Origin of the sequence: Pseudophaeobacter sp. C1-32P7 (assembly GCF_041008775.1) — a bacterium.
GTDB classification, from domain to species: domain Bacteria; phylum Pseudomonadota; class Alphaproteobacteria; order Rhodobacterales; family Rhodobacteraceae; genus Phycobacter; species Phycobacter gallaeciensis_A.
The window spans coordinates 1-12,346 of record NZ_JAXGFR010000001.1 but is presented as its reverse complement, the minus strand read 5'-3'; the positions used below and the strand labels follow the sequence as shown (position 1 = coordinate 12,346).

General features: G+C 60.2%; 14 protein-coding genes and 1 tRNA gene. 4 read left to right on the top strand and 11 right to left on the bottom strand.

What is annotated here, in order from left to right; all coding sequences use genetic code 11:
• Positions 1–105: 105 nt before the first annotated feature.
• The 3 genes from olsA to SM763_RS00065 all read right to left on the bottom strand — a co-directional run bounded on the left by olsA (position 106) and on the right by SM763_RS00065 (position 1,998).
• The gene (olsA, locus tag SM763_RS00075) at positions 106–945 is read right to left on the bottom strand and encodes a lyso-ornithine lipid O-acyltransferase (RefSeq protein WP_368996903.1); all 840 of its coding nucleotides are present in this window, start codon (positions 943–945) and stop codon (positions 106–108) included.
• A 7-nt stretch (positions 946–952) separates the two neighbouring features.
• On the bottom strand, positions 953–1,711 hold the full coding sequence (gene olsB, locus SM763_RS00070; RefSeq protein ID WP_368946570.1) for an L-ornithine N(alpha)-acyltransferase: 759 nt from the start codon (positions 1,709–1,711) through the stop codon (positions 953–955).
• Between the two features lie 104 nt (positions 1,712–1,815).
• Entirely contained in the window at positions 1,816–1,998 is a 183-nt protein-coding gene (locus SM763_RS00065) for a DUF3553 domain-containing protein (RefSeq protein WP_065270303.1), read from the bottom strand.
• A 29-nt stretch (positions 1,999–2,027) separates the two neighbouring features.
• On the opposite strand from SM763_RS00065, the gene SM763_RS00060 reads away from it, so the two are divergent.
• A complete protein-coding gene (locus SM763_RS00060) occupies positions 2,028–2,624 on the top strand; it encodes a histidine phosphotransferase family protein (protein WP_065270304.1) in 597 nt (198 codons plus the stop codon).
• 65 nt (positions 2,625–2,689) lie between these two features.
• Here SM763_RS00060 and SM763_RS00055 read toward each other — a convergent pair whose 3' ends face one another.
• The 7 genes from SM763_RS00055 to SM763_RS00025 all read right to left on the bottom strand — a co-directional run bounded on the left by SM763_RS00055 (position 2,690) and on the right by SM763_RS00025 (position 9,064).
• Entirely contained in the window at positions 2,690–3,955 is a 1,266-nt protein-coding gene (locus SM763_RS00055; RefSeq protein ID WP_368997492.1) for a glutamate-5-semialdehyde dehydrogenase, read from the bottom strand.
• A 73-nt stretch (positions 3,956–4,028) separates the two neighbouring features.
• Positions 4,029–5,135, bottom strand: a complete 1,107-nt coding sequence (proB, locus tag SM763_RS00050) for a glutamate 5-kinase (RefSeq protein ID WP_065270306.1) — start codon at positions 5,133–5,135, stop codon at positions 4,029–4,031.
• On the bottom strand, positions 5,123–6,157 hold the full coding sequence (obgE, locus tag SM763_RS00045; RefSeq protein WP_368996901.1) for a GTPase ObgE: 1,035 nt from the start codon (positions 6,155–6,157) through the stop codon (positions 5,123–5,125). Before obgE ends, proB begins: the two co-directional genes overlap by 13 nt.
• Before the next feature lie 121 nt (positions 6,158–6,278).
• Positions 6,279–6,815, bottom strand: a complete 537-nt coding sequence (locus SM763_RS00040) for a GNAT family N-acetyltransferase (protein ID WP_368996899.1) — start codon at positions 6,813–6,815, stop codon at positions 6,279–6,281.
• Between the two features lie 256 nt (positions 6,816–7,071).
• Positions 7,072–7,341, bottom strand: a complete 270-nt coding sequence (gene rpmA, locus SM763_RS00035) for a 50S ribosomal protein L27 (protein ID WP_065270309.1) — start codon at positions 7,339–7,341, stop codon at positions 7,072–7,074.
• An 11-nt stretch (positions 7,342–7,352) separates the two neighbouring features.
• On the bottom strand, positions 7,353–7,949 hold the full coding sequence (locus SM763_RS00030) for a 50S ribosomal protein L21 (protein ID WP_368996897.1): 597 nt from the start codon (positions 7,947–7,949) through the stop codon (positions 7,353–7,355).
• A 263-nt stretch (positions 7,950–8,212) separates the two neighbouring features.
• The gene (locus tag SM763_RS00025) at positions 8,213–9,064 is read right to left on the bottom strand and encodes a DUF2059 domain-containing protein (RefSeq protein WP_368996895.1); all 852 of its coding nucleotides are present in this window, start codon (positions 9,062–9,064) and stop codon (positions 8,213–8,215) included.
• A gap of 120 nt (positions 9,065–9,184) precedes the next feature.
• Between SM763_RS00025 and SM763_RS00020 the strand changes: the two genes are divergently transcribed.
• The 3 genes from SM763_RS00020 to SM763_RS00010 all read left to right on the top strand — a co-directional run bounded on the left by SM763_RS00020 (position 9,185) and on the right by SM763_RS00010 (position 11,893).
• Positions 9,185–9,274: transfer RNA gene (locus tag SM763_RS00020), tRNA-Ser, on the top strand.
• Positions 9,275–9,617: 343 nt separating this feature from the next.
• Positions 9,618–10,109 carry a choice-of-anchor F family protein gene (locus SM763_RS00015; RefSeq protein WP_368996893.1) on the top strand — a complete coding sequence of 164 codons (492 nt, stop codon included), beginning with the start codon at positions 9,618–9,620 and terminating at the stop codon, positions 10,107–10,109.
• Positions 10,106–11,893 (top strand): choice-of-anchor F family protein, encoded by a 1,788-nt coding sequence (locus SM763_RS00010; RefSeq protein ID WP_368996892.1) that lies wholly within the window; start codon positions 10,106–10,108, stop codon positions 11,891–11,893. The genes SM763_RS00015 and SM763_RS00010 overlap by 4 nt, the downstream gene beginning before the upstream one ends.
• A 360-nt stretch (positions 11,894–12,253) precedes the next feature.
• Here the strand turns inward: SM763_RS00010 and SM763_RS00005 are convergent.
• Positions 12,254–12,346 (bottom strand): transposase domain-containing protein (locus SM763_RS00005; protein WP_490363258.1); only part of this gene is annotated, 93 nt, incomplete at its 5' end.

Here is a 12,346-nt window from a genome sequence, read left to right as displayed (position 1 = left end):
GCTCCAACCGGCGGGCCGTTGGGGATGTCTCCCCCAAATCGGCCCAAACCCCGCCTGCGGGTTCGATGTCGCGCGTATAAGTCACCTTTGACAGGGGCGCAAGGCTTATTTCGCGGCCTCTGCCCGCAACTGCTCATGGCCTGCGCGCACTTGGGCCTCGCAGGCCGCCGACAGATCTTTGCGATTTGCAAAATCAGCAACGCGCAGCGGCGGGTGGTACATCAGCTCAACTCGGCCTTGCCGGGTCGCAGCAAGGGTCTTCAGCAGATGCGATCCAAACTCCATATCTCCCCACCAGCCATAGAACCGGTCCGGCGCACCGCTGGGGGCGAAGAACACCACCGATACCGGCTGAACATGCATGAAATCGCGCAGATGGTCACTGAAGAATGCGGCGAAGAGTGTTGTTTTGAATGGCAAAACCCTGAGGCCATCGGTCGAGGTGCCTTCAGGAAAGAACAACAGCTTGTGCCCGGCCTTCAGGCGCTCTTCGAACAGCAGGGTTTGCTCTTTGGCTTTCTTGGGGTTGCGGTCGATGAACACGGTTCCGGTCGCCCGCGCCAGCCAACCGATGCCGGGCCACCCTGCGACCTCGGCCTTGGAGACGAAATAAATCCGCTTGCGCGCGTTGAGCGCAAAAATATCCAGCCAGGACGTATGGTTGGCCACGACGGCCCCGCGCTGCTGCATAAGGGCGCCGGTGGTGGAAAACCCCATACCCAGCACCCGGAAGGCATTGCGGCAGACGAATTGGGTAATGAAAGGCGTCACGGGGCGGTGCAGCCCACACAGCGGATATTCGATCAGCCGTACCAGCAGCAGAACAAGTAGCCCGCCGAATACCAGCGTCCCAAGCACCAAGACCCTGATGCAGACCAGCATCCACCCGAGCGGACCGATCCGCACCGGATCAGGCGCCTCATCACTGTGCCAGACCGGGCTCATCGCAGGCTCACGCGCCCCCGCCGCCGGTATAGATCCGTTTCTGACGCGCGTTCATCCGCTCGGTATCCAGAACCAGACAGACGTCCGTGGTGTTGAATGTGTGGTCAACAAATGCGCCGTCGCCGACAAAGCCGCCCAGACGCAGGTAGGCCTTGATCAGCGCTGGCATATCCACCATCGCCTTGCGCCGGTCCAGTTGCTGCGGATCAATCAGATCCATTGGCTGGTAAACGCGCGAACGCACCCGCAGATCCGGCGGCGCAAGATGGTTGTGATGCAGCATCGTCAAAGGCGCCGCCAGGTCCTGCGCGTCGGTACCGGGGAAGCTGGCGACGCCAAACAGAACCTCTATCTCATGCTCGGCAACGTATTGCGCCAGACCGTTCCACAGGTGGAACATCCCCGCGCCGCCGCGATACTCCGGGTGCAGGCAGGACCGGCCCAGTTCCAGGAGCCTGCGGCCCGAGGATTTGAGCGGGGTGAGATCATACTCATCCTCGGAATAGAACTGCCCGACTTCTGCTGCGCGGTCGCTGGTCAGCAGGCGATAGACGCCCACGACCTGACCACTGTTGGTATCAGTTAGCAGCATATGATCGAAAAACGGATCGAACCGGTCGCGTTCAAGCCCGGCCGCGTGATCGACAAGCTCCCCATCTCCGCCCAGTTCGGTCACAAATACCTGATACCTCAGTGCCTGCGCCGCGCGCAGATCTTCTTCGGTCCGGGCCAGGCGCACAGAGAAGTCGGAAGGGGTGTCAGGCATCGGAATTCTCGGTGGTCGAAGCTGCTCTGCAGATAGCGTATCTGCTTTGAAACAGGCAAGAGTTTAACAAAACCGAAATGGGTTTATTAACTGGCCGTAAACCATTATGGCTCAAACACTGGAACAAGGGCCACTTGGCGTCCATCGAACACGAGCTTGCCCTGGTCCCGAAAATTGACGGTGATTTTGCCTGCGGCATTGGACTGTACCTGCCCGAGCCCCCATTCTGGGTGTTCCGGGTGTTTCACGTACATGCCCGGCGAAAGGATTGCATTGAGGTCAGTCATTTGAGTTGGCCCAATTCGGAGGATATTACATGGCTGTAGATAATGAAGATCTGCCTGCATTGATAGGGTCGCGGATCTGCCACGATCTTATCAGCCCTATCGGCGCCATCAACAACGGCCTTGAACTGCTTGGAATGTCTGGCGAAGTGTCCGGTCCCGAGATGGAGCTGATTTCCGACAGCGTGACCAATGCCAATGCCCGCATCCGGTTTTTCCGCATTGCCTTTGGCGCCGCAGGTGATCAGCAGATGGGCCGCGCCGAGGTTGTTTCGGTTCTGGATGACGTCAGCAAGGGCGGGCGGCTCAGCTACCAATGGGCCCCTCTCGAAGGATCCAGCCGCAGTGAGGTCCGCATGGCCTTCCTTGCCGCGCTCTGCCTGGAAAGCGCCCTGCCCTATGGCGGTACCATCACCGTGCTTTGCGCGGATGGGCACTGGACCGTCATCGGCGAAGGTCCGAAACTGAATGTGGATGATGCGCTCTGGGCGCGCCTCAGCGATGACAACGCAGAGGTGAAGATCTCCCCCGCGCAGGTCCAGTTCGCGATGCTGCCCTACGCCGCAAAGCAGGCAGAGCGCGACCTGAAGGTCGAGCAGGCGCTGGAAAAGATTTCGATCTTCTTCTGATTTAAACGATTTTTAGAATAGAAAACGCCACCCCAGCGGGTGGCGTTTTGCGTTTCATTTGAACCTCAGGCGCGCGTGGTTCCGTCGCCGCGGACCAGATATTTGAAACTGGTCAACTGCGCCGCGCCCACCGGGCCACGGGCGTGCATCTTGCCGGTTGCGATACCGATTTCCGCGCCCATGCCGAACTCACCACCATCGGCAAACTGGGTCGAGGCATTGTGCATCAGGATGGCACTGTCGAGTTCGGCAAAGAACTGATCCACAGCCGCCTCATCCTCGGTCAGGATGCAATCGGTATGCTGGGAATGATGCGTCCGGATATAGGCGATTGCCTCGTCGATATCGGCGACCTGACGGGCCGAGATGATGGCGTCCAGATGCTCCTTACCCCAATCATCGGCTGTGGCGACAACCATGTTCCCGGGGCCAGGCAGACCTTCCTCAGCGTGGATTTCGACGCCAGCTGTAGCCAAGGCAGTCAGGACATCCTTGCCGATGGTTTCGGCGATGTCCTGATGGATCAGCAGACATTCGGCGGCGCCGCAGATCCCGGTGCGCCGGGTTTTCGCGTTCAGCACCACGTCCAGCGCCTTTTGCGGGTCGGCGGATTTGTCGAGATAGATATGCACGATGCCTTCCAGATGGGCAAAGACCGGCACCCGCGCTTCGCGCTGCACCAGCCCAACCAGCCCTTTGCCGCCGCGGGGCACGATCACGTCGACATAATCGGTCATGGTCAGCAATTCCTGCACCGCCGCGCGGTCACGGGTCGGCACCAACTGCACCGCGGTTTCCGGCAGATCCGCCGCCTTCAGCCCTTCGGCAAGGCAGGCATGGATGGCGCGCGCCGAATGGAAGCTTTCGGAGCCGCCGCGCAGGATCACCGCGTTGCCGGATTTCAGGCACAGCGCGCCGGCATCCGCTGTCACATTGGGACGGCTTTCATAGATCACTCCGATCACGCCCAGAGGCGTCCGGACCCGCAGGATCCGCAGGCCAGAGGGCTGTGTCCATTCCTCCAGCACCTCACCCACGGGATCGGTTTGCCCCGCAACGGCGCGCAGACCATCGACGATGCCCTGAATACGCTCCTCATCCAGCATCAGCCGGTCCATCATGGCAGGCGACAAGCCCTTGGAGCGGCCATATTCCATGTCTTTTTCATTGGCGGCGATGATCTGGTCACGCTGCTGCCAGACCGCATCTGCTGCGGCCAGAAGCGCCTTTTCCTTGCGTTCGGCACTGGCTGTGGCCAGTTTTTCCGCAGCTTTCCTTGCATTTTTGCCAAGCTCGACCATCAGAGCCTGAATATCATCGGTGTCTTTCATCGGTATCATGCCTTTGACGTCCTCGGGTCACAGACTACTGCGAACCGCGAGGGAAATTCCATATAGAAGAAGATCAGAAGGCGATGTCGTCCCGGTGGATCAATGCAGCCCGGCCCGGATAGCCCAGCGTCGCTTCGATCTCGGCCGACTGGCGCCCCTGAATGGCGCGGGCCTCGTCACCGGTATAGCGCGACAAGCCCTGCCCCAGTTTGCGCCCGTCTGGGCCGAGGATGGCCAGCGGTTCCCCGCGGCCAAAGTCCCCCTCTACATAGCGCACCCCGGCAGGCAGCAGGCTGTTGCCGTTCATCAGGGCGTTGGCGGCTCCTTCGTCAATCGTGATCACGCCGCGCGTCTTCATCGCTGCGATCCAGCGTTTGCGCGCGGCTTGCGGATCGCCCTGCGCCACGAACCAGGTGCAGGGAACACCGTCCTCTAGCGCTTTCAGCGGGTTAAGGGCCGAACCTTCAGTGATCACCATGGCGCAACCGGCCGCCGTGGCCATCTTGGCCGCCATCAATTTGGTTATCATGCCACCTTTGGACAGGCCCGACACCCCGTCGCCGGCCATGGCTTCGATCTCGGGTGTGATCTCTTCGATCCGGTCGAACCGGCGGGCCTCGGGATCGATCGCGGGGTTGGCGCTGTAGAACCCATCGACATCCGACAACAGGACCAGCGTATCTGCGCCGACGGTTACAGCGACCTGCGCCGCCAGCCTGTCGTTGTCGCCATAACGGATCTCGTCGGTGGCGATGGTGTCATTCTCGTTGACGATGGGCACCGCGCCCAGACCAATCAGGGTTTCCAGCGTCGCCCGGGAATTCAGGTACCTGCGCCGGTCCGAACTGTCCTCCAGCGTGACCAGCACCTGCGCGGTGGTGATCCCATGCGGTGCCAGCGCTTCCTCATAGGCACGAGCAAGGCGGATCTGGCCCACGGCAGCAGCAGCCTGCGATTGCTCCAGCGGCAATTCGCGGCGCGGCAGATCGAGCACCCCGCGCCCCAGCGCGATCGAGCCGGAGGAAACAATCACCACATCCTTGCCCAGCGATTTCAGCCAGGCCACGTCATTGGCAAGGGAATGCAGCCAGCCAGAGCGCAGCTGACCGCTGGCTCGGTCTACCAACAGCGCCGAGCCGATCTTGATGACGATGCGCCGGGCGTCGCTCAGGGCTGCCACGTCTCTTCCTCTTCCTCGGGTTTCAGACGCAGGCGATCCTCTTTGATCTGGCTGCGAAGGGTGCGCAGCACGTCGGTCAACCCGTGGCGGCTGACGCCAGACATCAGATGCACCGGCCTGCCGACGGCCGCCTCGAGGGCGGCATGCGCCTCGGCGCGCTCCTCGTCATCCAGCGCGTCCACCTTGTTCAGCGCAGTAATCCGGGGCTTTTCCGCCAACTCGCCGCCATAGGCTTCGAGCTCTCCAACGATGGTATGGTAATCCTCAACCAGCGTTTCCGAGGTGCCATCCACCAGATGCAGCAGCACCGCGCAGCGTTCCACATGGCCCAGGAACCGGTCACCGATCCCGCGTCCCTCATGGGCGCCTTCGATCAGGCCCGGAATATCGGCAACCACGAACTCTGCGTTATCAACGCCAACCACGCCAAGGTTCGGATGCAGGGTGGTAAAGGGATAATCGGCAATCTTGGGCCGCGCGTTGGAGGTCGCCGACAGGAAGGTCGATTTTCCCGCATTCGGCAAACCCAGCAGGCCGGCATCCGCGATCAGTTTCAGTCGCAGCCAGATGGTGCGCTCGACGCCTTCCTGACCGGGATTTGCACGGCGCGGCGCCTGGTTCACCGAGGTTTTGAAATGCAGGTTGCCAAAGCCGCCATTGCCGCCCTTGGCCAGCAGCACACGTTGACCGAGTTCGGTCATATCCGCCAGTACGGTCTCTTCATCCTCATCCAGAATTTCGGTGCCGACCGGCACCCGCAGGATGATATCATCGCCATCCTTGCCGGTGCGCTGACGCCCCATACCGGACTGGCCGTTCTTGGCAAAGAAGTGTTGCTGATAGCGAAAATCGATCAGGGTGTTGAGCCCGTCCACGGCCTCAACCCAGACCGAACCGCCCTTGCCACCGTCGCCGCCATCGGGGCCACCGTGTTCGATGTATTTCTCACGCCGGAAGCTGATACACCCGTTCCCGCCTGCGCCGGAGCGAATATAGACCTTTGCCAGATCGAGGAATTTCATGTCAGCTCCTTCGTGCAGACCACCATGCGGCGGCTCCGCAGCTTTCGATTATGGACCGGGGCAATGCGCGCCCCTGCCCGTGTTTTGCGATTGGCTTATCCCATCAGGAAAGAGCCGCCAATCACTGTTTTCGGCTGTAGGTCCATGTCGGTACGGTCGCATCCCGGGCCACGCAGAAGGTTTCCGCATCACCGAGGTATTCGAACCCACAATGGATCAGGACCCGGGCCGAGGCCGGATTGTCCTGAAACACCGAGGCAAACATCGCTGCATTGCCCAAGGGATTGGCCTGCACCAGCGCCTCAAGGGCTTCGGAAGCCAAGCCGGTGTTCCAGAACGCCGGTGCGATCCAGAAGCCAACTTCGGACTGGTTGCGGTCCATCCGCTTCAACCCAATCACGCCCTTCAGCTCATCTCCGCCCGACGGGGTGCCGTCGATGGCCCAAATGTCCTCCTCGCGGTCCGGCGCCATGGCGCGGGCCACATAGGCCTCGACAGCCCCGGGGGGCAACGGATGCGGGATCGAGGTGGTCATCCGCGCCACCCGTTCATCCCCCGCGTAATGCGCGATCAGACCCGCGTCCGATTTGCGCAGCGGACGCAGCAAAAACCGCTCTGTCTCGATGACCGGTTGCTGGTCTGTCTGATCCAAACTCATTGCCTTGCTCCTCCTCAAAAGACCAATCGTCGATCGGCGACCGGTACGGCCTTTCCGGGAAAGCACCAAGATAGGTGCTGATCTGCCTGACGCCAGCCCCGGGCTGCAAATTCGTCCGGTGGGGAGCGTTTCCTTCCAGGACCACCCCGGAACACCCTGCCCGTCGGACATCATTTGCGGATTACTGGTTAAAACGAAAAAGGGGACCGGCTCTATCACCGATCCCCTCAATATTTTTTGCCACTTCGGGTTCGGCTTACTCAGCGGCCTCCGCCACTGGGAGAACCGAAATAAAGGTACGGCCTTTAAGGCCCTTGTGGAAGGTCACAGCACCGTCGGTGGTTGCAAAGATGGTGTGATCTTTGCCCAGACCAACGCCTTCGCCCGGCCAAAACTTGGTGCCGCGCTGACGTACGATGATGTTGCCTGCGATGGCCGCCTGGCCACCATACAGTTTCACGCCAAGGCGGCGACCGGCTGAGTCGCGGCCGTTACGGGAGGAACCGCCAGCTTTCTTATGTGCCATTGTCTATCTCCTTAGCCTTTAGCCAGATCTTTGGCTTGCTCAACCCATTCGGGCTTCACTTTGATGGCGTCGATAGCAGCAATATCGTCTGCCGACAAGGCCGCGATCTGTGCGAAGCTGGTCAGACCAGCGTCGTTCAGCTTTGTTGCGGCGGCAGGGCCGACACCGGTCAGCTTGGTCAGATCGTCGGAACCGGCAGAAGCGGGTGCTGCGGCTTTCTTGGCGGCCGGAGCAGGTGCGGCAGGTGCGGTTGCGCCTTTGCCGGTTGCAGCTTTTACGCCGGATTTGTCCGCGCCCGACGCCAGGATGTCGGTGATCTTGACCAGAGTCAGCTTCTGACGGTGGCCTTTGGTGCGCTTGGACGAGTGCTTACGACGACGCTTGACGAAATGGATCAGCTTTTCGCCTTTGATCTGATCGATCACTTCGGCCTGAACCGCAGCACCGTCAACAAAGGGAGCGCCGACCACAGGGGCGTCGCCACCGAGCATCAGAACATCATTGAACTGGATTTTTTCGCCAGCATCTGCAGCAAGTTTCTCAACGCGGAGCACGTCGCCCGCCTGAACCTTGTACTGCTTGCCGCCAGTCTTGAGGACCGCAAACATGTGCGTCTTTCCTTTTTCAACCGCGTCCTTCGGCCCCTGAACTTCAGGTGTTTCGGCATCTGGTGTTTAAACCTTCGCCGCCTCGAACAGCGCGACCCTTGTATGGGTCGTATTACAAATAGACCCGGCACAGAGATTCCGGGCCGGGATGGGCGCTTTTTATCCAGAAAGTGGCTCATGTCAACCACTGATTGCCGCCCCGATACATGTCGTGCGCCGGGCCGGAGGGAAAAGGGTGACAGGGCCGCCCGGAACTGGCGCGCCTAGATGTCTTCGCCCTGCCCCAACCCCTTCATCTGGTAGGCCAGCGCCTCGAACCGGTTGGCGGTGATCTCATACTGTACTGCATTCAGCAGCTCATAGACCTCTTGCATCAGCGGCGTTTCCAGCGCCCGTACATAAGAACGGACCTCTTCATCGGAAAAATCCTGATAGGCATAGGCGGATGACGCCATGCTGGAGGCCCTAAGCGCCATCCGCATGCCCGGCGCCTGCTCCTGCTGCCAGGCCCGCAAACCGTCGGCATCCAATTGCAGATCAATCACCCCGGCGGCACTGGCCGCCATCAGGAACCGGAACTGGATCTGCTGGATTGCTTTGACACCCGTATCTGCGGCATCAACCGCCTTGGTCATGCGCTGAAGGAGCGCCAGCCTGTCAGCCCCGTCCTGAACCAGATCAGCTATGATACGCTGCCCGGCGATTTGCTTGGTCTCGTCATCCTCAACCATATGGGCGGCATTTTCGGCTGCGACCAACCGTTGCCCCAGATCGCTGGCGTAAAAGGCTGCCGCGTGATCCAGCGCCGCGTCGTCCAGCGTTTCAACAAGAATATCCAGCGCCAGCGCCCGCATCCGGTCTGTATCAAAGACACGGGCGGCCAGACGGGTCCACTCCTGCCCAAAATCCCCGGCCTCAAGCCCGAGCATCTCGGGCGCGCTTTCGGCGGAGAGCGCAATACTGTCCAGCGCCACGTCGAATCCAGTGACCTCAAGAAAAGCTGTCACTTCAGCACGGTCAGCGGCCCTGGCCGGAGACAGAAGCCCGGATGCAAAGACGCCAATGAACAGCGCAGCACAAAGCGACGCCAGCGATTTTAGAAGAGAATGTGTCATACCCACGAATCTATGGGAAATTGTCTGACAGACAATGAAAAATCGACTTTCCCTCAAGAAGTTGAAAATCCCCCCTTGCGCCCATCAGAATTCAACATTAAACCGCCGCTCACCCCCCGCGGAGAGGTGCCGGAGTGGTCGAACGGGGCGGTCTCGAAAACCGTTGTTCCTTCACGGGAACCCAGGGTTCGAATCCCTGTCTCTCCGCCATTAATTCCCTGATTTGTGACTGTAGCACGAAACAATCGGGGATTGATGATGACCCCAGACAATAAGTTTCCATTTCCAAAAGCTGTCATACGCTGACGGTATCCGCGCCCCTAGACGGGCTATTGCCTGTTCCAAAACACTTTCGTGGCGATGTAGTGCCACAACACGCCGGGCCAGAGCATAACCATTTGGGGGCATCACCATTGTTGTGATGTAGCAACGATCGCGCGGTCGTACTGGCTACCCGGTTGACACATATCAATATTCGAATTCATTGTTCGCGTCAGTTGTTACACTGAAGTTTGCATACTTCAAAATTGAGAATCGACGGGGCATGCTCAAAATGAGATCCATCAATAATTTCTGGAAGCTGGGGACGGTTGCTCCTGCGGCGTTGCTGATACTGACTGCAGGTGCGGCGTCCGCCGATTTACTGCCTGATGATCCTCTCATCGCAACCAGCGGCGACGGCCTGATCTTCGCGGATCCGGATGAGGGTATCGACCCTCCCGGGGTGAAGGCGGTGACCTTTACCCGTACGCGGGTGCCGGATGGATCTGGCGGGTTCACCTACGTGGATCCATTCGAGCAAATCATCACGGACTTCTCCAACTTGACCTCTCGGGGAGATGTGACCAACTGTCTGATGGCCAGCCAAGACGGCGTCTATTGCGACTCCGCAGGCGGTTCGGGCAAACGTGTCAAAACGCAGCTGACCGGTCCTTCGCCCTTCGACATGCGCATCCGGACCGTTGCCAGCGCAACGTACCCAACCGTCGATTACTTCACTTTCGGTAAGACCTCCAACTTCACCGGCGCCCGGATGACCGGATGACCGGATTCTCTCTGCAGCTCTTGGATGCCAATGGCAATGCGATGGGCACCCTTGCCCCGTCGGATGCTGTTCTGTTCAATCTCAACGCGACAGATATCGGCATTGGCGCACGGCTGCCAGACGGGCTGTTCGGGGCCGGCGGGCAAGAAGGCGAAATCGGCTTTTTCTCAAGCAGCCGGGCATCCCTGGCCTCGACCACTAGCGTTGACGCACTGACCTTCGGCGCCTTGAGTAACACAGAATATCTGGCCAATTTCGGCGACTCCTTCATCGACAACACGATGACGCCGGACGGGCTGTTCTGGGACGACAACAATGATCCGACCGACGAGTCGGCTCTGGTGGCATGGAACGATCTCTCCAACGGCGGTTGGACGTATGGCACGCTGGATACCGCTGCCAACATCGACGCGCGCCTGACTGAACTGGCGACAGCACTGGGCGTCAGCGTGGCAGACCTCGGCTATGTTGACGGTGGTCTGGTGCCCGCGGACATCGTCGCCGCGGCGCAGGCCAATGGTCTGTTTGCGGTGGACGAAATCGAAGATCTGCGCAATGCAAACCTGAATTTCACGGTAACGGTCGGCAGCATCGATGACGGTGAGTTCACATTGCGCATTGCACCTCAATTCGCGCCGATCGTTGCCAATGCCACCTCGGCCTACGAGTTCAAGCTTGCCGGATATCTGGATGGGGCCGCCAATGTGCCCTACCTGGATCTGGGCAATGCTGCGACCTATCAGACGGCGATTGCCGACATGCTGGCCATGACCGCCGCTCAGCGCAGCATTGCACTGACCAGCACCGGCTACAGCTTTGCGCCCGCTTTCGCCAACCTTGGCTTTGAAGTATCCCGCGGTCAGGTCGATGCGATCTTTGCCATTCCGTCGCAAAGCGTGACCGGCGCCGAGGGCAGCGTCACCCGCAACAGCAGCTTTGACACCTGGCACATGGGAGAGGGCTGGACCGGGTTGTTCTCGCTGAACGGTAGTCAGGCCACTTATGATCCCACAGCAACCTCGGTCGGCTATGATGTGGATATTGCATCGCTGTCGATCGGCCTTGAAAAACAGCTGAACGCAAACACCGCCTGGGGCGCTGTCCTGGGGGTCGCCGACGGCAGCGCAGACGCGCAGAACGGTCTGGGCGGGGTGGACTCCAGCAGTGTTTCGTTGACGGCCTATGGTCGCTTCGGGTTCGGCAATGGCGGCATGATCAAGGCCCTGGTCGGCTATCAGGACAGCTCATACGACTCGAGCCGCAATGTGCTTGGGCAGACAGCAACGGGCAGCACCGATGGCACGCAGGTCTTTGGCGCCTTGCAAGCCGAGTACATGCAGGAGGTTGGTGCGTTGCGTTGGGGGCCGCTGGCCTCGGTCGAATACTATGACATGTCCGTTGACGCCTTTAACGAAACCGGCGCCGGCGCCTGGAACCTGAACGTCGATGGCCTATCCAGCGACATCGTTCTCGGGTCGGTCGGTTTCCGCGGTGAATACGATGTTGCCGGGTCCCAGGGGCTCACCACGCTTACCGGTGGCCTGGAATACACCTTTGCATCGGGCAGTGACTTCGCCGTACGCAGCGGGTTTATCGGTCTGCCGGGCGCCACACTGCCGGTCCAGGGGCTTGATGACGACTGGGTTGACGTCAAGCTGGGCTTTGAAACGCAGCTGGCGTCCAGCGCATCCAGCGGGTCTGTTTTCTATGGCGGCTACACTGGGTCGATTGGTAGCGACTACGAGAGCCACAGACTGCAAGTCGGCCTGAACTACGAATTCTAAACGTCGCCCTTTGGGCAAAGCGCGGGCCTGACGCCTTTCCGGTGTCAGGCCCGTTTTCATTGATGTTTCTGGCCTGAAGACATGCTGTTGCACCCCGGGCGACGTGGGCTGCAGTAGCTCCCCCAAATTAGGCAGTCAGGTCCGCTGTCACATCACCGCCAGTGACCACGCTACGACCCCCCTGGAGTGAAGCAGACAGACTGGCGCGGTCAGCCGCCATGTCGATCCCCAGTCGAATCCCCCGGGTTACTGCCCCCTTTCCTCCACCTCAGGAGAGGGTGAGCAGCCATTTCTGCGGCCACTGCCGCGGGACACACCTCCCTGTTTCCGGGGTAAGCGCTGTCGCCACCCCACGCCTGTTCAGCTTGACGGGGTGAAGTTCCAAGGTAGCAGCTCGTCGATCCTTCTGGCCGGGTGACCGGCGGCGATGGCTTCCAGGGTCGCCTTCAAATA